Source organism: Bradyrhizobium sp. Leo170, assembly GCF_004296405.1.
Taxonomy (GTDB): domain Bacteria; phylum Pseudomonadota; class Alphaproteobacteria; order Rhizobiales; family Xanthobacteraceae; genus Bradyrhizobium.
The window spans coordinates 1-21251 of record NZ_PSRR01000121.1; the positions used below are offsets into that span (position 1 = coordinate 1).

Sequence of the window (21251 nt, forward strand, 5' to 3'; positions counted from 1 at the left end):
GCCGCTTGCGGGAGAGGGCCGGGGTGAGGGTGTCTCCACGATGGGACCGTCCGCGTGGAGAGAGCCCTCACCCGGCGTTAATGCCGACCTCTCCTGCAAGCGGGAGAGGTGAACCGAGCTTGCGGATAGACGATCGATACCAAGCCATAGGACGCCCCGTATATGAAACGCGCTTACATGGACCGTTTCATCGACACGATCGAATGGATCGCGGCCGGATTCGTCGGCATTGTCGCCGCCAATATCTTCCTCGCGGTGCTCTTGCGAAACACGCTGAACTACTCGATTCCCGATTCCTTCGACATCGGGCGGATGCTGCTCGGCATCCTGATTTTCTGGGGCATCGCCGCGACGTCCTATCGCGGCACCCACATCACCGTCGACCTGGTCTGGGCCAATGTCGGGCCGAGATACCAGCGCCTCATCGACGTGTTCGCGACACTGGTGCTGCTGTTCGTCGTCACCGTGCAGACCTGGACGTTGTTCGACAAGGTGCGCGGCACCTATAACGACAATGTCCTGACCTTCGATCTGCATATGCCGACCTGGCCGTTCTTCGCGCTCGCCTGGATCGGCGACGTCTCCGCCGTGCTCTTGATCGCGATCCGCACTTACCGGCTGATCTTCCACCCGGAAGAGATGCACGATCCCAAGATCAAGGCGACGGAGTAAGCGCCGATGAGCACCGACGCCGTCGCCATCCTCGGCTTTGTCGCGCTGTTCGCGCTGATGCTGCTCCGCGTGCCAGTCGGCATGGCGATGGGCCTCGTCGGCGTCTGCGGTTTCAGCTATCTGGTCGGCGCCACGCCGGCGCTGAAACTGGTCGGCCAGACCTCGATGCGCACGGTGACCGATTACACCTTCGGCGTGATCCCAATGTTCCTGTTGATGGGGACCTTCGTCAGCAATTCCGGCATGAGCCGCGAATTGTTCCGCGCCGCCAACGGCTTTGTCGGCCATCTCCGCGGCGGGCTCGGCATCGCCACTGTCGCCGCCTGCGGCGGCTTCGCCGCGATCTGCGGTTCCTCGGTCGCGACCGCCGCGACGTTCTCGGCCGTGGCCTATCCGGAGATGCGCCGTTTCGGCTATCCGCAATCCTTTGCCACCGGCGTGATCGCGGCGGGCGGCACGCTGGGCGCAATGCTGCCGCCGTCGACCGTGCTCGCGGTCTACGGCATCATCACCGAGCAGGACATCGGAAAGCTCTTCATCGCCGGCATCATCCCGGGCCTGCTCGCGATGACCATGTACATGATCACCATCGCGCTGATCGGCTATGTCAGGCCCGGCTTCCTGCCGACGGGCAAACGGATGCCGTGGCGCGAGCGCTTCGCCGGCCTACGCGACATCTGGGCGCCGGTGCTGCTCTTCATCTTTGTCATTGGCGGCCTCTACGGCCTGCCATTCCTGCCGCGCTTCACGCCGACGGAGGCCGGCGGCGTCGGCGCCACCGGCGCGTTCCTGATCGGCATTCTCACCGGACGATTGGACAAGGAGAAGATCCTTAACTCGCTGTTGCAGGCGACGCGCACCGCGGCCGCTGTGTTCACCGTGCTGATCGGCGCGCTGATCTTCGGCTATTTCCTCACGGTGACTCAGACCCCGCAGAAGGTCACGGAGTTCCTCACCAGCCTTGGGCTCGGCAGCTACGGCATCCTCGCCGTCATCATGGTGATGTATCTCGTGCTCGGCTGCCTGATGGACGCCATGGCGATGATCATCCTGACCGTGCCGATCATCTTCCCGGTCATCATGCATCTTGGTTTTGATCCGATCTGGTTCGGCGTCATCATCGTGATGACGGTCGAGCTCGGCCTGATCCATCCGCCTGTCGGCATGAACGTGTTCGTGATCAAGAGCGTGGTGAAGGACGTCTCTTTCTCCACGATCTTCAAGGGCGTGATCCCCTTCGTCGTCACCGACCTGATCCGCCTCGTGATCCTGATCGCCTTCCCGCTGCTCGCCACCTGGCTGCCGCAACGCATGATGGCGAATTGAGGTCCAACCCCTTGCTCCGTCATACTCCGCGAAGGCGGAGTATCCAGTAAGCCGCGGCCTCGCGGCTCAATCACCACTGCCTCTGGAATACTGGATCACCCGCCTTCGCGGGTGATGACGGTGGAGTAAGTGGTGACGGCGGAGAAGAGAGGGCTGCTCACTCCCCCTCATCGCTCGCCAGCACGCCCTTCACCGCGCGCGCCCAGCCGGCGAGCTTGCGCTCGCGCGTCGCCTGGCTCATCGCGGGCTTGAAGCGGTGCTCAAGGCGCCAGTTGTCGGCGAATTTCATCGGCTCCGGATAGACACCCGCGGCAAGGCCGGCCAGATAGGCGGCCCCTAACGCCGTGGTCTCCTGGATCATCGGGCGGTCGACCGGGGCGTCGAGCAGGTCGGCCAATCGCTGCATGGTCCAATCGGAGGCGGTCATGCCGCCGTCGACGCGGAGCACGATATTGGCTGCCGTCGAATCCGGCCAGTCGGCGCGCATCGCGGCCCAGAGATCGTAGGTCTGGTAGCAGACGCTTTCCAGCGCGGCATGCGCGAGCTCGGCCGGGCCGGTGTTGCGGGTGAGGCCGAACAGCGCGCCGCGCACGCGTGGATTCCAGTAGGGCGCGCCCATGCCGACAAAGGCCGGCACCAGATAGACGCTCTGCATCGAGTCGGATTTGTCGGCGAGCGGACCGGTCTCGGCGGCCTGCTTGATGATGCCGAGCCCATCGCGCAGCCACTGCACCGCGCTTCCGGCGACGAAGATCGAGCCTTCCAGCGCGTAGGTGCGTTTGCCTCCGAGCTGGTAGGCGATCGTGGTCAGCAGCTTGTTCTTTGACTTCACTGGCGTGGTGCCGGTGTTAAGCAGCGCAAAGCAGCCGGTGCCATAGGTCGACTTGATCATGCCGGGCTCGAAACAGGCCTGCCCGATGGTCGCGGCCTGCTGGTCGCCGGCGATGCCTGCGATGGCGATGCTGCCGCCGAACAGGTCGGGGACGCTGTCGCCGAATTTGGCGGAAGAGTCCTTCACCTCGGGAAGCATCGACCGCGGCACGCCGAGGATCTTCAAGAGCTCGTCATCCCATTCGCCGGTGTGGATGTTGAAGAGCAGGGTGCGCGAGGCGTTGGTGGCGTCGGTCGCGTGCACCTTGCCGCCGGTGAGCCGCCACAGCAGGTAGCAATCGACGGTGCCGAACAGGAGTTCGCCGCGCTCGGCACGTTCGCGCGCGCCGGGCACGCCGTCGAGGATCCAGGCCACCTTCGTCCCCGAGAAATAGGGGTCGATGATCAGCCCGGTCTTGGCCGAGATCACAGGCTCATGGCCTTCGGCCTTCAGTCTGGCGCAGAAGTCCGCGGTGCGGCGATCCTGCCAGACGATGGCGCGGTGCACCGCCTGACCCGTAGCGCGGTCCCACACCACAGTGGTTTCGCGCTGGTTGGTGATGCCGATCGCGGCGATGTCTTTCGCCTTCAGGCCCGCCTTCTCCAGCGCATTGCGGCAGGTGGCGATGGTCGAGGTCCAGATGTCCTCCGGCTCATGCTCGACCCAGCCGGAAGCAGGGAAATGCTGCGGGAACTCCTGCTGCGCCACCGCCGCGATGGAGATATCGCTGCGGAACACGATGGCGCGCGAGGACGTGGTGCCCTGATCGATGGCCAGCACAAAGGACATGGCGCTCCTTCCCGGACGTGATTGCTTGTTGCGCCAAGGGAGCGGATTGGCGCGGGAAGGTCAATATCTCAGGTCGGGCGGGCTGCTTAACCTCGCCCCGCTCTTGCGGGGAGAGGTCGGCGCGCAGCGCCGGGTGAGGGGACGCGCCGCATTCACGGTGTTCGGAATTCGTGGAGGCAGCCCCTCACCCCGACCCTCTCCCCGCAAGAGCGGGGCGAGGGAGAGCCGCTACACCGCCGCCGAGGTGACGCCGCCGTCGATGACGATGGTCTGGCCGGTCATGAAGGTGGAGGCGTCGGAGGCGAGATAGGCTACCGCGCCGGCGATCTCGTCGGGTTCGCCGATGCGGCGGAGCGGGGTGGTGGCGGTGCGCCGTTTCAGGAGCTCCGCGTCTTCCCAGAGCGCGCGGGCGAAATCGGTCTTGACCAGGCCGGGCGCGACGCAATTGACGCGCACGCCCTTCGGTCCCCATTCGCCGGCCAGGCTGCGGCAGAGCGCGAAGTCGGCCGCCTTCGAGATGCCATAGGCGCCGATCACGGTCGAGCCGCGCAATCCCCCGATCGAGGAGATGATCACGACGGAGCCATTGCCGCGCTCGGCCATTTGCGGGATCGCCAGCGCGCAGAGCCAGATGTTGCTCTTGACGTTGGAGCCCATGATCTTGTCGAACGCCTCGTCCTTGATGTCGAGCAGCGGGCCGTAATACGGGTTCACCGCAGCGTTGCAGACGAGGATGTCGATCTTGCCGTAATGCTTGGTCGCGCCCGAGATCAGCGCCTCGACCTCCTCGCGGCGCGAGATGTTGCAGGGGATCACATGCGCATCGCCGCCGTTACTGTTGATGCCGTCGGCCACTTCCTTGCAGGCGTCGGCCTTGCGCGAGGAGATCACCACCTTGGCTCCGAGCTTCGCCAGCAGTTCGGCGGAGGCACGGCCGATGCCGCGGCTCGAGCCGGTGATGACAGCGACCTTTCCGGTGAGATCGAACGGGGTGTTCTTCATTGTTGTTTCCCTCTTCTGTTCTGTTCGCATTTTGCCACACCGTCATGGCCGGGCTTGACCCGGCCATCCACGCTCTTGTTTTGCCGCCAAGACGTGGATGCCCGGGCATGACGGTCATTGTGCGGCTGCAGCCTCCCAAGTCACGAGCGGGCGGAGACTAGATCAACCCGCCCGCGTCAGCGACACGGCGCAGGTGATACTCGGTGTCGCCAAAGGTGTTCTCGATCATGGTGAGACGCTTGAAGTAGTGGCCGATCTTGGCCTCCATGGTCATGCCGATGCCGCCATGGAGCTGGATCGACTGCTGGCCGACGAACTTCAGCGACTTGCCGATCTGCACCTTGGCCGCCGCAATCGCGCTCGCGCGCTCCTTGGCGTCCGCGAAGTCACCAGCCATGGTCGCGAACATCGACATCGAACGGGCCTGCTCGGCCGCGACGAACATGTCGGAGGCGCGGTGCTGCAGGCTCTGGAACGAGCCGATCGCGACACCGAACTGCTTGCGCGTCTTGATGTACTCGACGGTCTCCTTGAGCGATTCATCCATCGCGCCGACGGCTTCCGCGCACAGCGCGACGCGGGCTTCGTCGACCACGCGCTCGATCAGATCAAGCGCATCCTCTGGGTTGCCGATCGCGGCATCGCTGCCGACTTCCACGCCGGTGAAGCTGATGTCGGCGGCGTGCAGGCCGTCCTGGGTCGGATAGCCCTTCTTGCTGATGCCCTTGGCATTGGCCGGCACCAGGAACACGCCGATGCCGTTTCGGTCGCGCCGCTCGCCCTTGGTGCGCGCGGTCACGATCAGCGTGTCGGCGTTCTCGCCGTTGAGGACGACGAACTTCTCGCCGTCGATGACGTAAGCCGAGCCCTTCTTCTTGGCGGTCGTGGCGACGTCGAACAGGTCGTAACGCGAGTTCTTCTCGAGCTGCGCGAAGGCAAACGTCTTGCTGCCGTCGATGATCCCAGGGATATGCGCGGCCTTCTGCTCGGCCGAGCCGCCATGGCGCAGGAAGCCGCCGCCGATCACCACGGTCGCAAGATAAGGCTCGAGCACCAGCGCCTTGCCGAGCGCTTCCATCACGATCATGGTCTCGACGCCGCCAGCGCCGAACCCGCCATCGGCCTCAGTGAAGGGCAGGCCGAGCAGGCCCTGCTCGGCGAGCTTGCTCCAGACGGCTTTGCTCCAGCCGCCCTTCTCCTGCATGTACTTCTTGCGCTGCTCGAAATCGTAGGAATCCGTCAGCAGGCCGTCGATGCTTTCCTTGAGAAGCCGCTGCTCCTCGGACAAATCAAAATCCATGTTACCGTTTCTCCAAAATCACGCGGGCATCGTTGCTGCCCTGATCTCCCATCGTCATCCCCGCGAAGGCGGGGATTCAGTACCCACCGGCGGTCATCGTGAACCATGATCGCCGCGGCGTACTGGGTCCCCCGCCTGCGCGGGGGACGACAGTTGAGTTTGCGGCCTCAAAGCCCCAGCACCGCCTTGGCGATGATGTTGCGCTGGATCTCGTTGGAGCCGCCGTAGATCGAGACCTTGCGGTTGTTGAAGTAGCTCGGCGCGATCTGGGCGGTCCAATCCATGGCCTCGTTCGAGCCGTCGTCGCCATGCACGTCATAGGGCGCAGCGAACGGGCCGATCACTTCCATCAACAGCTCGGTCGTGGTCTGCTGGATCTCCGAGCCCTTGATCTTGAGCACCGACGATGCCGGGTTGGGCTTGCCCTTGCCGTGCTTGCCTTCGTCGGCGACGACGCGAAGCTGGGTCAATTCCAGCGCCTTCAGCTCGATCTCGCAGGCCGAGAGTTTTTCGCGGAAGGTCGGATCCTGGATCACCGGCCGGCCGCCGGACTCGACCTTGGAGGCGAGCTCCTTGATGCGGCGCAGCCGTTCCTTGGAAACGCCGACCCGTGCAATGCCGGTGCGCTCGTTGCCGAGCAGGAATTTGGCGTAATCCCAGCCCTTGTTCTCCTCGCCGATCAGGTTCTCGATCGGGACCTCGACATTGTCGAAGAAGACTTCGTTGACCTCAACGCCGCCGTCAATGGTCTGGATCGGCCGAACCGTGACGCCCTTCGACTTCATGCTGAAGACGATGAAGGAGATGCCCATCTGCTTCTTGGCGCTGGGATCGGTGCGGCACAGGCAGAAGATCATGTCGGCATGCTGCGCCAGCGTGGTCCAGGTCTTCTGGCCGTTGATGATCCACTTGTCGCCCTTGCGCTCGGCCTTGGTGCGGAGCGAGGCGAGGTCCGAGCCCGAGCCCGGCTCCGAGAAGCCCTGGCACCACCAGTCGTCGACACTGGCGATGCGCGGCAGGTATTGCTTCTTCTGCTCCTCGTTGCCGAAGGTGTAGATCACAGGGCCGACCATGCTGACGCCGAAGGCGAGCGGCTGCGGCGCCGGATAGGCCTGCAGCTCCTCGTTGAAGATGTAATGCTGCACGGATGTCCAGCCGGTGCCGCCGTATTCTTTCGGCCAGTGCGAAACGCCCCAGCCCTTCTTGTTCAGGATGCGCCACCAGGTGACCATCTCCTCCTTGGAGAGATGACGGCCCTCCTGCATCTTCCGCCGCGTGTCCGGCGGCACATTGTCCCTGAAGAACGCCCGCACTTCCTCGCGAAACGCCACTTCTTCCTTGGTGAAAGCGAGATCCATCGGATCCTCCTTGTGATGAATTATCTGTCATTCCGGGGCGCGCGTTAGCGCGAACCCGGAATCTCGAAGTAACAAACCTCTGGATTCCGGATCGGCCGCTTCGCGCCCGTCCGGAATGACGCAATGAGCCTTAGTGCACCACCTCGAACAAGCCGGCCGCGCCCATGCCGCCGCCGACGCACATGGTCACGACAGCATATTTCGCCTTGCGGCGGCGGCCTTCGATCAGGGCGTGGCCCGTCAGCCGGGCGCCCGACATGCCGTAGGGATGGCCGACCGCGATCGCGCCGCCATTGACGTTGAGCTTCTCCGGATCGATGCCGAGCTTGTCGCGGCAATAGAGCACCTGCACCGCGAAGGCCTCGTTGAGCTCCCAGAGGTCGATGTCCTCGACCTTCAGGCCGTGGCGCTTGAGCAGGCGCGGCACGGCGAAGACCGGGCCGATCCCCATCTCGTCGGGCTCGCAGCCGGCGGAGACGAAACCGCGGAAGATGCCGAGCGGCGTCAAGCCGCGCTTGGCTGCTTCCTTGTCGCTCATGATCACGGTCGCGCTGGCACCGTCGGAAAGCTGGCTGGCATTGCCGGCGGTGATGGTGAAACCTTCGCCGCGCACGGGCTTCAGGCCGGCAAGGCCTTCGGCCGTGGTGTCGGGCCGCGGACCCTCATCCTGCGACAGCGTCACCTCCTTGAACGACGCCGCGCCGGTCGCCTTGTCGGTCACCGCCATCTGGGTGGTGATCGGCGCCAGCTCGTCCTTGAACTTGCCGCCCTGCTGGGCGGCCGCGGTGCGGCGCTGGCTCTCCAGCGAATATTCGTCCTGCTTCTCGCGCGAGATGTTGTAGCGCTTGGCGACCACTTCGGCGGTGTCGATCATGGGCATGTAGACCTCTCCCTTGATCTTCAGCAGCGCCGGGTCCTGCGCGTGGAACGTATTGATCTTGTCGTTCTGCACCAGGCTGATCGATTCACCACCGCCGCCGACCGCGATCTCGACGCCGTCGAACAGCACCGAGCGCGCGGCAAGCGCAATCGCCTGCAGGCCGGAGGCACATTGCCGGTCGATGGTGGTGCCGGCGACGGTCACCGGAAGGCCGGCGCGGAGCAGCGCCTTGCGCGCGATGTTGCCGCCGGTTGAGCCCTGTTGCAGGGCTGCGCCCATCACGACGTCCTCGATCTCCTTCGGGTCGACCTTGGCGCGGGCGACCGCCTCGCCGATGGCGTGTCCAAGCAGGGTCGCGCCTTCGGTGACGTTGAGTGCGCCGCGATAGGCCTTGCCGATCGGCGTGCGGGCGGTGGAGACGATAACGGCGTCGGTCATGAACGACCTCCTGTTGCGGTTTCTGGTTGTTGTTTCGTTGCGCTGTCCGAAGCGGCCTTCTGCTGACGCAATTCGTGGCGGGAAAGTTTTCCGACCGGCGTGCGCGGCAATTCCTCGACGAATTCGAGCGCCGCCGGCAGTTCATGCTTGCCGAGCTTGCCGGTGAGGAAGGCGCGCAGATCGTCGATCGTGAACGACGCCGCTCCGTCGCGCAGCTTGATGAAGGCTTTCGCAGCCTCGCCCCGGTAGTCGTCGGAGATGCCGATCACGATCACTTCCTGCACCGACGGATGCGTATAGATCGCCTGCTCGATCATCTGCGGATAGACGTTGAAGCCGCCGGAGATGATCATGTCCTTCTTGCGGTCGACCAGGTAGAAATAGCCGTCCGCATCCATGTAGCCGATGTCGCCGGTGAGGAAGCGGTCGCCGACAAAGGCTTCCGCGGTTTCCTTCGGCCGGTTCCAGTAGCCCTTGGTGACATTCGGCCCGCGAATCCGGATCTCGCCGACTTCGCCCACGGGCAAGACCTGCTTCGGATCATCCAGCGAGACCACATCGAGCTCGATGCCCGGCAGCATCAGGCCGATCGAGCCGGGCTTGTCCGGCCCTTCCTTCACATGACCGGTCCCCGGGGAACAAGTCTCCGTCATGCCCCAGCCGCTGCGCAGCTTCATGCCGACCCGGCGCTCGAAGATCTTGGCGACTTCCACCGGCAGCGGCGCGCCGCCGGAACCGCAGCTCACCAGCGAGGATAGGTCGCGCTTGTCGAGATCGGGCAGGGCGGCGATCGCGATCCACATCGTGGGCACGCCCGGGAACACAGTGGCGCGCTTCTCCTCGATGTCGCGCATCACGGCCTGGACGTCGAAGCGCTGGTGCAGCGAGATCAGATGGCCGTGCCGGATCGATGACAGCAGCACGACCGTCAGCGCATAGATGTGGAACAGCGGCAGCACGCAGATCACGCGCTCGATCGCGTCGCGCTCCGCGCGGGCCGCCTTGCCCCAGACTTCATAGATCGACACGGCTGCAGTCAGGTTGCCGTGGCTCAGCATCGCGCCCTTCGGCAGGCCGGTGGTGCCGCCGGTATATTGCAGCAGCGCGACGTCGTCGGCGCTGACCTCAGGCCATTTGGCCGGCCTGGTCGCGCCGTCGACGAACTGGCGATAGGTGATGATGGCGGGATTGTCGGGCAACGCGGTCTGGGGTGTGCCGATCTTGCCCCAATGATCGTCCTCGCAGACGATCAGCCGATCGAGCAGGCCCTTGTCGAGGAACTTCAGCGCCGTCGGCAACAGCGCCGAGAGATTGCTGGTGATAAGGATACGCGCGCCGGAATCCGAGAGCTTGTGCGAGAGCGCGATCTCGCCGTCGAGCGGCGAGAGATGTACGACGCGGGCACCCGCCTTCAGCGCGCCGAAGAAGTTGATGGGATGGTCAGGCGTGTTGCCGAGGAACAGCGCCACCGAGGTATCCCTGCCGTAGCCGGCGCGCAGGAACGCGGCAGCCGCGGTTTCGACCAGCGCTTCCAGTTCCGCATAGGCGATCGGCCGGTCGCGGAATTCGATCACCGTCCTCGGGCCGTAGGCTGCGGCGGCGGTCGACAGCAAATCAGGCAATGTGCCGCGCGCGATCGGGTCGTCCCAACGCACGCCCTTCGGATAAAACTGTTCGCCGGGATGGGTCATGATGCTCCAGCCAGATACGCCGTCATTCCGGGGCGCGACGAAGTCGCGAACCCGGAATCTCGAGGTTCCGGGTTCGCGCTGCGCGCGCCCCGGAACGACAACGAGTGAGCACACGGCCCATCAAGCCGCCTTCGACGCCGCGGCGAGCGAAGCAAACGTCTTGCCTTCGTCGGCGAGGCGCTTGAGCAGCGGCGCCGGCTCGAGCGAGGGATCGTTGGTCTCCTTGGCATAGAAGGCGAGGCGATCGGCGATGTGCTTCAGGCCCACCGTGTCGGCCCAGAACATCGGGCCGCCGCGGTAGATCGGCCAGCCATAGCCATAGAGCCAGACCACGTCGATGTCGGAAGGCCGCGCCGCGATGCCCTCCTCCAGGATGCGCGCACCCTCGTTGATCATCGGGTACATCATGCGCTCGAGGATCTCGTCGTCGCTGACGACGCGCTTCTTGCGGCCGAGGCGCGCGAGCGTCTCGTCAATCAGCTTCTCGACTTCCGGATCGGGCAGTGCCGCGCGCGAGCCGGCTTCATATTTGTAATAGCCCTTGCCGGTCTTCTGGCCGAAGCGGCCGGCCTCGCACAGCGCGTCCGCGATCTCCGACTTGATGCCGCGGTCCTTGCGCGAGCGCCAGCCGATGTCGAGGCCGGCGAGGTCGCCCATCGCGAACGGGCCCATCGGCATGCCGAACTTGGTCACCACGGCATCGACCTGCTGCGGGAGCGCGCCCTCGAACAACAGCTTTTCGGCCTGCTTGCCGCGCTGGGCCAGCATGCGGTTGCCGACGAAGCCATCGCAGACGCCGACCACCGCCGGCACTTTTGCAATTTTGCGCGCGATCGAGACTGCCGTCACCAGCGCATCGGGCGCAGTCTTCTCCGCGCGCACGATCTCGCACAGCTTCATAACGTTCGCGGGCGAGAAGAAGTGCATGCCGAGCACGTCCTGCGGCCGTTTCGTCTCCTTCGCGATGTCGTCGATGTTCAGGTAGGACGTGTTGGAGGCGAGCACGGCGCCCGGCTTGGCATATTGATCGAGCTTGCCGAACACTTCCTTCTTGACCGCCATGGTCTCGAACACCGCCTCGATGACGAGGTCGGCGTCCTTGACATTCTCGAGGCCGACCACGCCGGTGATGAGCGCCATCCGCTTGGCGGGCGCATCTGCTGGGATACCACCACGGGCCGCTGTCGCCTCATAGTTCTTCTGCATCACGCCCAGGCCGCGCTTGAGCTGCTCCTCGCTGGTCTCGATCAGCGTCACAGGAATGCCGGCATTGGCAAACGACATCGCGATGCCGCCGCCCATGGTGCCGGCGCCGATGATCGCGACACGCTCGACCGGCCGCGACTTCGTGCCATCTGGTACACCAGCGATCTTCGCGGCTTCGCGTTCGGCAAAGAAGGCATAGCGCTGCGCCTTGGACTGGTCGCTGGCGACCAGCTTCAGGAAGGTCTCGCGCTCCTTCTTCAGGCCTTCATCGAAGGGCAGGTCAATCGCGGCGCCGACCGCGTCGGCGGCGGCGAACGGCGCTTCCAGGCCGCGTGCGCGCTTGGTCATGCCAGCGACCGCATTGGTGAAGATCGAGCGATCGGCCTTGGCCGCGGCGAGCTTGGAGTCGTCGTCGCGCAACTTGCGCAATGGGCGCTTCTCCGCCAGCAGCTTGCGCGCGAAGGCTTCGCCGCCGGCGGCCGGTCCTTCGACGATCTCTTCGATCAAGCCGCTCTTGAGCGCTTCCGCGGCGCCGATCGGATCGCCGCCGACGATCATCTTGACCGCAAGTTCCGGTCCGACTGCGCGCGGCAGCCGCTGGGTGCCGCCGGCGCCCGGCAACAGGCCGAGCTTGACCTCGGGCAGGCCGAGCCGGGCGTCCTTGGTCGCCACGCGATAGTGGCATGCCAGAGCAACCTCGAGGCCGCCGCCGAGCGCGGTGCCGTGGATCGCGGCAACGATCGGCTTCGGTGAATTCTCCATCACCTCCAGCACCTCGTTGAGGCCGGGCGGCTTCGGCGGCTTGCCGAATTCGGTGATGTCGGCGCCGGCGATGAAGGTGCGGCCGGCGCAGGTCAGCACGATCGCCTTCACTTCGGCATCGGCAATCGCGCTCTTGATGCATTCCAGGATGCCGCCGCGTACCGCGGCACTCAGCGCATTGACCGGAGGATTGTTAACCGTGACGATGCCAATGTCGTCATGCCGCTCGAGTTTTACGACTTCGCTCACGAGACTCTCCTTGGATGCTGTGTTCTTTTGCAGTGAGTTCTTTTGCAGTGTGTTCTTTTGCAAGGCGTTCTTGCAGTTCTTGCGTTTAGTGGCTAATTTCGCACTGCGAAATTAAATTCCACATCTTGACAGGGAGGGTTATTTTGAAGCACGTCCCTTGTCAACGAGATCGACAAAGTGACAGGGAATGAAGCGTTCAGGAAAGAAGGCGGCGACCGATCGCAATTTTGTGGTCGCGCTTTCCCGTGGATTGGAAGTCCTGCGCGCATTCCGTCCCAATGACGGGCTTCTCGGCAATCAGGAGATTGCGGCCCGCACCAATTTGCCGAAGCCAACCATTTCACGGTTGACCTACACGTTGACCAAGCTCGGTTACCTTACACCCGTGCCGCGTTTCGAGAAGTACCAGCTCGCGCCCTCTGCCATGGCGCTGGGTTATGCCGCGCTTGCCAATCTCGGCGTCCGGCATTTGTCCGAGCCCTATCGCGAGGACGTGATGCGCGCGACCGGCGGTGCGGTTGCGGTAGGCGGGCGCGACCGGCTCAGCATGATCTATTTCGGACAGAGTCGGAATGGACTGACGCTCGGCGTTCAGCTCGATGTCGGTTCGCGGATACCAATAGCGACCACCGCGATGGGGCGCGCCTATATCTGGGCGCTGCCGGACGATGAGCGTGCCGCTTTGCTGCGCGAGCTTCGCGACCACTACGGCAGCCGCTGGCCAAAGATACGCGACGGCATCGAGCGCTCGGGCGAATTGGTAGCGAAGCGCGGTTTTGCAATTTCTGCTGGCGAATGGCAGGACGATGTTCACGCCGTCGGCGTCGCATTGCAGCTTAATGACGGAACCGGTCCGTATGCGTTCAATTGCGGAGCGCCGGCATTCCGCTTTACGGAAGACCGGTTGCTCGACGATATTGGACCTCGCCTTGTCGCGATGGTAAGGAACATCGAGCAGGCGCTTGGTGGGGTAGCGCCGCAATCCAGAAAAGCTGAAAGCAAAAAGTCGAGATCAGGAGGGAAAGTTGCACGTGTGGCCGAGGGCATCTGACAGCCTTCTTCATCGCCGGCGCGATCATTCGCGCGGCGCTCTCCGCCCTCTCAAGCGGGCGGGCGAGACGAGATGACGCAGGCACAACTCGCGCAGGGTCATGCGCCACTGCTCGCGGTTCGCGACGTCAGCGTCGTGTTCGGCGGCATCGTCGCGTTGAACGGCGTCTCCTTCGACATGCATCAGGGCCAGATCCTGGGACTGATCGGACCGAACGGCGCCGGCAAGACGACGCTCTTCAATTGCCTCTCACGGCTCTATCAGCCGAGCTCCGGCGACATCCTGATGGAAGGCGTGAGCATCCTCAGCCGCCCGCCGCACAAGATCGCCGAGATCGGCATCGGTCGCACCTTCCAGAACGTGGCGCTGTTTCCCAATCTCTCGGTGCTCGACAATGTCCGCGTCGGGACGCACGCGCGCACGTCCAGCGACATCATCAGCGACTCGCTCAAGCTCGCCTGGATCAGGCGCACCGAGGCTTCGGTCAACAAGAAGGTGCACGATATCCTGGCTTATCTCGACCTCGAGGACGTCGCGCACAGCATCGTTTCGGGCCTGCCGTTCGGCACCCAGAAGCGCGTCGAACTGGCCCGCGCGCTCGCGGCCGATCCGAAGATCCTTTTGCTGGACGAGCCGGCCGGCGGTCTCAACCATGAAGAGGTCTATGTGCTCGGCGACCTCGTCCGCAAGATCCGCGACGAGCGCAAGATCACCGTGCTCCTGGTCGAGCACCACATGGGCATGGTGATGTCGACCGCCGACCATGTCGTCGCGCTCAATTTCGGCCGCAAGCTCGCGGAGGGAACCCCTAGCCAGGTCCAGGCCGACCCCGACGTCATCAAGGCCTATCTCGGGAGCAAGGACCAATGACGACGATGCTCAACGTCAAGGATCTGCGCGCCTACTACGGCCAGGTCCAGGCGCTTCACGGCCTCAGCTTCTCCCTGAGCGAAGGTTCGCTCACCACGCTGCTCGGGGCCAACGGCGCCGGCAAGACCACCACGCTGCGGGCGATCTGCAACATGGTGCGCTCGACCGGCGCGGTCGAATTCGAGGGCAAGCCGATCGGCAATCGTTCGACCGAGAATGTCGTCCGCCTCGGCATCGCCCATGTGCCGCAGGGCCGCGGCACCTTCACCAACATGACGGTGGAGGAGAATCTGCAGCTCGGCGCCATCACGCGCGGCGACAAGAAGAACATCGTCGCCGACATCGAGCGCATGTACGACCACTTCCCGGTGCTCAAGCAGCGCTATACCCAGCAGGCCGGCACGCTGTCGGGCGGCGAGCAGCAGATGCTCGCGGTCGCGCGCGCGCTGATGCTGCGGCCGCGGCTGATGCTGCTGGACGAGCCGTCGTTCGGCCTGGCGCCGCTGGTGGTGCGCGACCTGTTCCGCATCCTCGGCAAGATCAACCGTGAGGACAAAGTCACCATCCTGGTGGTCGAGCAGAATGCGCAGCTCGCGCTCGAACTCGCCGATCAGGCCTATGTGATCGAAACCGGACGCATCGTGATGTCCGGCAACGCCAAGGACGTCGCCAACAACGAAGACGTCCGTAAATCCTATCTGGGTTACTGAGGGAGCGAGGACCATGGAGCTTTTTGCCAACCAAGTCCTGGCCGGCATCGCCACAGGCGCGATCTACGCCTGCATGGCGCTCGCCGTCGTGATGATCTACCAGGCGATCGACCATCTCAATTTCGCGCAAGGCGAAATGGCGATGTTCTCGACTTTCATGTCCTGGCAGATGATGCAATGGGGCGTGCCCTATTGGGGGGCGTTCATCCTCACCGTCATCCTTTCCTTCGCCGGTGGCATCCTGATCGAGCGGCTGTTGTTCAAGCCCTTGGCGAAGGCGCCGGTCTTGACCAACGTCGCCGGCTTCATCGCGCTGTTTGCGATCGTCAACTCGGTCGCGGGCCTGATCTGGGATTTCACCATCAAGCAATATCCGACGCCGTTCGGCTCCTCGCCGTTCCTCGGCAGCCAGCTTATCTCGACGCACCAGGCCGGCATGGTCGGCGTCACCCTGCTGCTGCTCGCCGGGCTCTATTTCTTCTTCCAGTTCACCCGCATTGGCCTTGCGATGCGGGCGGCTGCCTCGTTGCCTGAATCGGCGCGGCTGGTCGGCATCAACACCTCATGGATGATCGCGCTCGGCTGGGGCATGGCCTCCGCCATCGGCGCGATCGCCGGCATGCTGATCGCGCCGGTGGTGTTCCTGGAGCCGAACATGATGGGCGGCGTCCTGATCTACGGTTTCGCCTCCGCGGTGCTCGGCGGCCTTAGCTCGCCGCTCGGCGCCGTGATCGGCGGCTTCCTGGTCGGCGTGTTCGAGAACCTTGCCGGCACCTACATTCCAGGCGTCGGCAACGAGCTCAAGCTGCCGATCGCGCTTGCGCTGATCATCACCGTGTTGGTCGTCAAACCGGCCGGGCTGTTTGGCCGGCCCATCGTGAAGCGAGTCTGATCATGAGCGCGGCTGAAGAAGTTGTAACCGAAGCCCCGGCCGTCGAGGCGGTTCCGAAGCGTGCCATGACGCTCGGCTACGGCACCTCGCTGGTGGTGCTGGCGGCCCTGATCCTGACGCCCTTGTTCGTCAAGAACTTCGTCATCTTCCAGATGACGATGCTCCTGATCTACGCCCTCGCGGTGCTGGCGCTCAACATCCTGACCGGCGGCAGCGGGCAGTTCTCGCTCGGCCAGAGCGCGTTCTATGCCATCGGCGCCTATGTCACGGCGATCCTGATGGAGCACTTCAACGTCAACTACGCGCTGACCCTGCCGGTCGCGGGCGTCGTCTGCTTCGGTGCGGGTTTCCTGTTCGGCCAGCCGGCGCTGCGGCTGTCTGGCATCTACCTCGCGCTCGCGACCTTTGCTCTGGCGCTCGCCATGCCGCAGCTCCTCAAGCTCGGCTTCCTCGAGCATTGGACCGGCGGCGTGCAGGGCCTTGTGGTGACCAAGCCGGATGCGCCATTCGGCCTGCCGTTGTCGCAGGACATGTGGCTCTATTACTTCACACTGGCGGTCTCGATCGGGATCTATGTCGCCTCGGTGAACCTGTTGCGCTCGCGCTCGGGCCGCGCCCTCATGTCGATCCGCGACAACGAGATCGCGGCCTCCGCCATGGGCGTTAACGTCGCGCTGTACAAGACACTGGCATTCGGCGTGAGTGCCGGGATCACCGGCATCGCCGGCGGCCTCGGCGCGATCGCGGTGCAGTTCGTGGCGCCTGACGGCTACACCATCACGCTCGCGATCTCGCTGTTCGTCGGCATGGTGGTCGGCGGCGTCGGCTGGCTGCCGGGTTCGATCGTCGGCTCCGCGTTCATCATCTTCGTGCCGAATATTGCGGAAGGCATTTCCAAGGGTCTCTCCGGCGCCGTGTTCGGCGTGCTCCTGTTCCTCGTCATCTACCTAGTGCCGCATGGCGCCCGGCAGGTCGCCCTCATTGCCCAGCAACTGGCGGCGAAACTCAAGAAGAACTGAAGAACCAAGAAAAGAGACTTTAGGAGAGACAATGCCCTTCAAACCACGGACCGCCGTGCTTTCGGCGGCGGTCATCGCTTTTGCTGCCGCTTCCGGCAGTGCCTTCGCCCAGAAGACATACGATACCGGCGCCTCCGACACCGAGATCAAGATCGGAAACATCATCCCTTATAGCGGACCTGCATCCGCCTACGGCTCGATCGGCAAGACTGAGGCCGCCTATTTCCGGATGATCAACGATCAGGGCGGCATCAATGGCCGCAAGGTCAATTTCATCACCTATGATGACGCCTACTCGCCGCCGAAGGCGGTCGAGCAGGTGCGCAAGCTGGTCGAGAGCGACGAAGTCCTTGTTGTCTTCAATCCGCTCGGCACGCCCTCGAACACCGCGATCCAGAAATACCTCAACTCCAAGAAGATCCCGCAACTGTTCGTCGCCACCGGCGCGACCAAGTGGAACGACCCGAAGAACTTCCCTTGGACCATAGGCTGGCAGCCCAGCTACCAGAGCGAAGCGCAGATCTACGCGAAATGGCTGATGAAGGAGAAGCCGGACGCCAAGGTCGCGATCCTCTACCAGAACGACGATTTCGGTAAGGATTACCTCAAGGGCACCAAGGACGGCCTCGGCGCCAAGGGTGCCTCGATGATCATCCTCGAGGAGAGCTACGAGATCTCCGAGCCGACGATCGATTCCCACATCGTCAAGATCAAGGCCGCCAATCCGGACGTGCTGCTGATCTACGCTACGCCGAAATTCGCCGCCCAGACCATCAAGAAGACCGCCGAGCTCGGCTGGAAGCCGTTGCAGATCGTCACCAACGTCTCAATCTCGGTCGGCAGCGTGATGCAGCCGGCGGGATTTGAGAACGCCCAGGGCGTGTTCTCGGCGGCCTACGCCAAGGACGGCAGCGACCCGCAATGGAACAACGATCCCGGCATGAAAAAGTGGAATGAATTCCTCGAGAAGTACATGCCGGGTGCCGACAAGACCGAGAGCGGTCTGGTTTACGGCTACGGCGCTGCACAAACCCTGGCGAAGGTGCTGGAGATGTGCGGCGACGATCTGACCCGGGCCAACGTGATGAAACGGGCCGCCAGCCTGAAGGATTTTACGCCTGACACGCTGCTGCCCGGCGTCAAGATCAACACCAGCGCCACCGACTTTGCCCCGATCAGCCAGCTTCAGATGATGCGCTTCAAGGGACAGAAATGGGAACTGTTCGGCGAGATCATCAGCGGCGACGTCCCCGCCGACTAAGGTTGCAGTGCAAGAGACCAGCGCGAAGCCCCCGCGGCGTAAGCCGTGGGGCTTTTTGTTGACGGACGGTGCGAGAACCGCATTCAATGCCCGCCGTGGGGGTTCCAAGAAACGCATCCACCAGAGCATGATCCGGAAAAGTGGGAACCGGTTTTCCGAAAAGATCATGCTCAAACAAAGAGATGAAATCATGATCCGATTCCGTCTAATCGGATCATGATCTCGAGGATGAAGGAAACGAATGACTGCCGTGCCTTTGCGATTGACTGCCCTTTCAGCCGTGCTCGCCCTGATCATCGCCACCACCGGCGGTGCGCTCGCCCAGAAGAAGTACGATACCGGCGCCAGCGACACCGAGATCAGAATAGGCAACATCATGCCCTATAGCGGACCGGCTTCCGGCTATGGCGTGATCGGCAAGACCGAGGCTGCCTATTTCAACAAGGTCAACGCCGAGGGCGGCATCAACGGTCGCAAGATCGTTTTTCTCAGCTACGACGACGGCTACAACCCGTCGAAGACGGTGGAGCAGGCGCGCAAGCTCGTGGAGAGCGATAAAGTGCTTCTGATCTTCAACTCGCTCGGCACGGTCACCAACCTCGCGATCCAGAAATACATGAACGGCAAGGGAGTGCCGCAGCTCTTCGTCGCCTCCGGCGCCAGCAAGTGGGACCAGCCAAAAGAGTTTCCGTGGACCATGGGCTGGCAGCCGAACTACCAGAGCGAGGCGCGCATCTATGCCAAATACATCATGAAAGAGAGGCCGGACGCCAAGGTCGGCGTGCTCTATCAGAACGACGATTTCGGCAAGGACTACCTCAGGGGCTTGAGGGACGGATTCGGCGAGAAGGCGGCGATGATCGTCGCCGAAGAGAGCTACGAGACGTCAGAGCCGTCGATGGAGAGCCACATCTTCAAGCTGAAGGCCGCCGGCGTCGACGTCTTCATCAACGTCGCCATGCCGAAATTCGCAGCTCAGGCGATGAAGAACGTCGCGGAACTCGACTGGAAGCCGGTGCAGATCGTGTCCAATGTCTCCGCTTCCGTCGGCGGTGCGATGAAGCCGGCCGGCTTTGAGAATGTGCAGGGCGTCCTGTCGGCGGCCTATGCCAAGGATGGCGCCGACCCGCAATGGGACAACGATCCCGGCATGAAGCGATTCTTTGCGTTCCTTCAGGAATATTATCCGGAAGCCGATCGGCGCGACGACGCGGCGGTCTATGGCTATGGCGCGGCGCAAACCATGGTGAAGGTGCTGCAGATGTGCGGCGACGATCTCACCCGTGCCAACATCATGAAGCAGGCCGCGAGCCTGAGGGAGTTTGCGCCCGACACGCTGCTGCCCGGCATCACCATCAACACATCGCCGGCCGACTTCGCGCCCATCAAGCAACTGCAGATGATGCGCTTCAAGGGAGACAAGTGGGAGTTGTTCGGCCGCATCATGAGCGGCGCGCTCGGGCATTGAGGGAGCCGCGGCGGCATCCGCCGTTTGCAGCCCCCGCGCTTCCATCGCGGGGGCTTTTTGTTGCCGGGACCAGGTGGAAGGTATTCAATGCCGGCAGGAGCCGGAAAGTGCTCCCAATCCAAAAAACATGACACGTCCACCATGATCCCAAGGAGATCCCAATGTCTGCCATCCATTTGCGGCTGGGGGCCTTTGCGGCCGCCGTCGCATTGCTGGCCGTGAGCAGCGGCCACGCGCTTGCCCAGAAGGCATACGACGTCGGCGCCACCGACACCGAGATCAAGATCGGCAACATCATGCCCTACAGCGGACCGGCCTCCGCCTATGGCGTGATCGGCAAGACGGAGGCGGCCTATTTCAACAAGATCAATGCCGAGGGCGGCATCAACGGCCGCAAGATCAACTTCATCTCCTATGACGACGCCTACTCTCCGCCGAAGACGGTGGAGCAGGCGCGCAAGCTGGTCGAGAGCGACGAGGTGCTCTTCATCTTCAATTCGCTCGGCACGCCGCCGAACTCGGCGATCCAGAAATACATGAACCAGAAGAAGGTGCCGCAGCTCTTCGTCGCCACCGGCGCCACCAAGTGGAACGATCCGAAAGATTTCCCCTGGACCATGGGCTGGCAGCCCAATTACCAGAGCGAGTCGATCATCTACGCCAGGTACATCCTGAAGAACCATCCGAACGCCAGGATCGCGGTGCTCTACCAGAACGATGATTACGGCAAGGACTACCTGAAAGGCTTCAGGGACGGCCTCGGCAGCAAGGCGGCTTCGATGATCGTGATCGAGGAAAGCTACGAAGTCTCCGAACCCTCCATCGACTCCCACATCGTCAAGCTCTGGTCGTCCGGGGCCGATGTGTTCTTCGACATCACCACGCCGAAATTCGCGGCGCAGGCGATCAAGAAGAACGCCGAGATCGGCTGGAAGCCGTTGCACTTCCTCAACAACGTCTCGTCCTCCGTAGGCAGCGTGCTCAAGCCGGCCGGCTTCGAGAACGCACAGGATATCATCTCGTCGAACTACCTGAAGGATCCGACCGATCCGCAATGGAAGAACGATCCCGGCATGATCGCCTGGAACGAATTCCTCGATAAATACTATCCTGAGGCCAATCGCTCCGACCTCTCGGTGATGTACGGCTACACGGTCGCGCAGGGCATGGTGCATGTGCTGAAGGCCTGCGGCGACAACCTGACCCGCGAGAACATCATGAAGCAGGCCGCCAGCATCCGCGACCTCGAGCTCGACGGGCTGTTGCCCGGCATCAAGGTGAATACGTCGCGGACCGATTTCGCGCCGCTGTCGCAACTGCAGCTCATGCAATTCAAGGGCGACACCTGGGAGCGCTTCGGCGACATCCTGAGCGGCGACGTCGGCGGCTGATCCTGATGTCATTTGCTTGAATCAGTCAGTCCGCGAGTTCATTCA

General features: G+C 63.4%; 17 protein-coding genes. 10 read left to right on the top strand and 7 right to left on the bottom strand.

Annotated features, from left to right (window positions below; translation table 11 throughout):
• Positions 1 to 162: 162 nt before the first annotated feature.
• Together CWO89_RS20670 and CWO89_RS20675 are read left to right on the top strand one after the other, a co-directional pair.
• Entirely contained in the window at positions 163 to 672 is a 510-nt protein-coding gene (locus CWO89_RS20670) for a TRAP transporter small permease (RefSeq protein WP_130580581.1), read from the top strand.
• 6 nt (positions 673 to 678) lie between these two features.
• Positions 679 to 1998, top strand: coding sequence for a TRAP transporter large permease (locus tag CWO89_RS20675; RefSeq protein WP_130580582.1), 1320 nt, complete (start codon positions 679 to 681; stop codon positions 1996 to 1998).
• 157 nt (positions 1999 to 2155) lie between these two features.
• Here the strand turns inward: CWO89_RS20675 and glpK are convergent, their stop codons facing one another.
• The 7 genes from glpK to CWO89_RS20710 form a co-directional block, all read right to left on the bottom strand.
• On the bottom strand, positions 2156 to 3658 hold the full coding sequence (gene glpK / locus CWO89_RS20680; protein WP_130580583.1) for a glycerol kinase GlpK: 1503 nt from the start codon (positions 3656 to 3658) through the stop codon (positions 2156 to 2158).
• Positions 3659 to 3886: 228 nt separating this feature from the next.
• Positions 3887 to 4660, bottom strand: coding sequence for an SDR family NAD(P)-dependent oxidoreductase (locus tag CWO89_RS20685; RefSeq protein WP_130580584.1), 774 nt, complete (start codon positions 4658 to 4660; stop codon positions 3887 to 3889).
• Between the two features lie 157 nt (positions 4661 to 4817).
• On the bottom strand, positions 4818 to 5960 hold the full coding sequence (gene pimD / locus CWO89_RS20690; protein WP_130580585.1) for a pimeloyl-CoA dehydrogenase small subunit: 1143 nt from the start codon (positions 5958 to 5960) through the stop codon (positions 4818 to 4820).
• Positions 5961 to 6127: 167 nt separating this feature from the next.
• Positions 6128 to 7318, bottom strand: a complete 1191-nt coding sequence (gene pimC, locus CWO89_RS20695) for a pimeloyl-CoA dehydrogenase large subunit (protein WP_130580586.1) — start codon at positions 7316 to 7318, stop codon at positions 6128 to 6130.
• Positions 7319 to 7448: 130 nt separating this feature from the next.
• Positions 7449 to 8636, bottom strand: a complete 1188-nt coding sequence (locus CWO89_RS20700) for an acetyl-CoA C-acyltransferase (RefSeq protein ID WP_130580587.1) — start codon at positions 8634 to 8636, stop codon at positions 7449 to 7451.
• Positions 8633 to 10327 carry a dicarboxylate--CoA ligase PimA gene (gene pimA, locus CWO89_RS20705; RefSeq protein WP_130580588.1) on the bottom strand — a complete coding sequence of 565 codons (1695 nt, stop codon included), beginning with the start codon at positions 10325 to 10327 and terminating at the stop codon, positions 8633 to 8635. The genes CWO89_RS20700 and pimA overlap by 4 nt, the downstream gene beginning before the upstream one ends.
• A gap of 120 nt (positions 10328 to 10447) precedes the next feature.
• Positions 10448 to 12544, bottom strand: coding sequence for a 3-hydroxyacyl-CoA dehydrogenase NAD-binding domain-containing protein (locus CWO89_RS20710; RefSeq protein WP_130580589.1), 2097 nt, complete (start codon positions 12542 to 12544; stop codon positions 10448 to 10450).
• A 187-nt stretch (positions 12545 to 12731) separates the two neighbouring features.
• Here CWO89_RS20710 and CWO89_RS20715 point away from each other — a divergent pair, with 187 nt between their 5' ends.
• From CWO89_RS20715 to CWO89_RS20750, 8 genes are all read left to right on the top strand, one after another.
• Complete coding sequence (locus tag CWO89_RS20715; RefSeq protein ID WP_130580590.1) at positions 12732 to 13595, top strand: IclR family transcriptional regulator; 864 nt, start codon at positions 12732 to 12734, stop codon at positions 13593 to 13595.
• A gap of 72 nt (positions 13596 to 13667) precedes the next feature.
• The gene (locus CWO89_RS20720; RefSeq protein ID WP_130580591.1) at positions 13668 to 14465 is read left to right on the top strand and encodes an ABC transporter ATP-binding protein; all 798 of its coding nucleotides are present in this window, start codon (positions 13668 to 13670) and stop codon (positions 14463 to 14465) included.
• Positions 14462 to 15175, top strand: coding sequence for an ABC transporter ATP-binding protein (locus CWO89_RS20725; RefSeq protein ID WP_130580592.1), 714 nt, complete (start codon positions 14462 to 14464; stop codon positions 15173 to 15175). The genes CWO89_RS20720 and CWO89_RS20725 overlap by 4 nt, the downstream gene beginning before the upstream one ends.
• Before the next feature lie 13 nt (positions 15176 to 15188).
• Entirely contained in the window at positions 15189 to 16067 is an 879-nt protein-coding gene (locus CWO89_RS20730) for a branched-chain amino acid ABC transporter permease (RefSeq protein WP_130580593.1), read from the top strand.
• Positions 16068 to 16069: 2 nt separating this feature from the next.
• A complete protein-coding gene (locus CWO89_RS20735; protein WP_130580594.1) occupies positions 16070 to 17086 on the top strand; it encodes a branched-chain amino acid ABC transporter permease in 1017 nt (338 codons plus the stop codon).
• Positions 17087 to 17117: 31 nt separating this feature from the next.
• Positions 17118 to 18347, top strand: a complete 1230-nt coding sequence (locus CWO89_RS20740; protein WP_165421254.1) for an ABC transporter substrate-binding protein — start codon at positions 17118 to 17120, stop codon at positions 18345 to 18347.
• A 241-nt stretch (positions 18348 to 18588) separates the two neighbouring features.
• A complete protein-coding gene (locus tag CWO89_RS20745; RefSeq protein ID WP_130580596.1) occupies positions 18589 to 19815 on the top strand; it encodes an ABC transporter substrate-binding protein in 1227 nt (408 codons plus the stop codon).
• A 161-nt stretch (positions 19816 to 19976) separates the two neighbouring features.
• Positions 19977 to 21206 carry an ABC transporter substrate-binding protein gene (locus tag CWO89_RS20750; RefSeq protein ID WP_130580597.1) on the top strand — a complete coding sequence of 410 codons (1230 nt, stop codon included), beginning with the start codon at positions 19977 to 19979 and terminating at the stop codon, positions 21204 to 21206.
• The last annotated feature ends 45 nt before the right edge of the window (positions 21207 to 21251 follow it).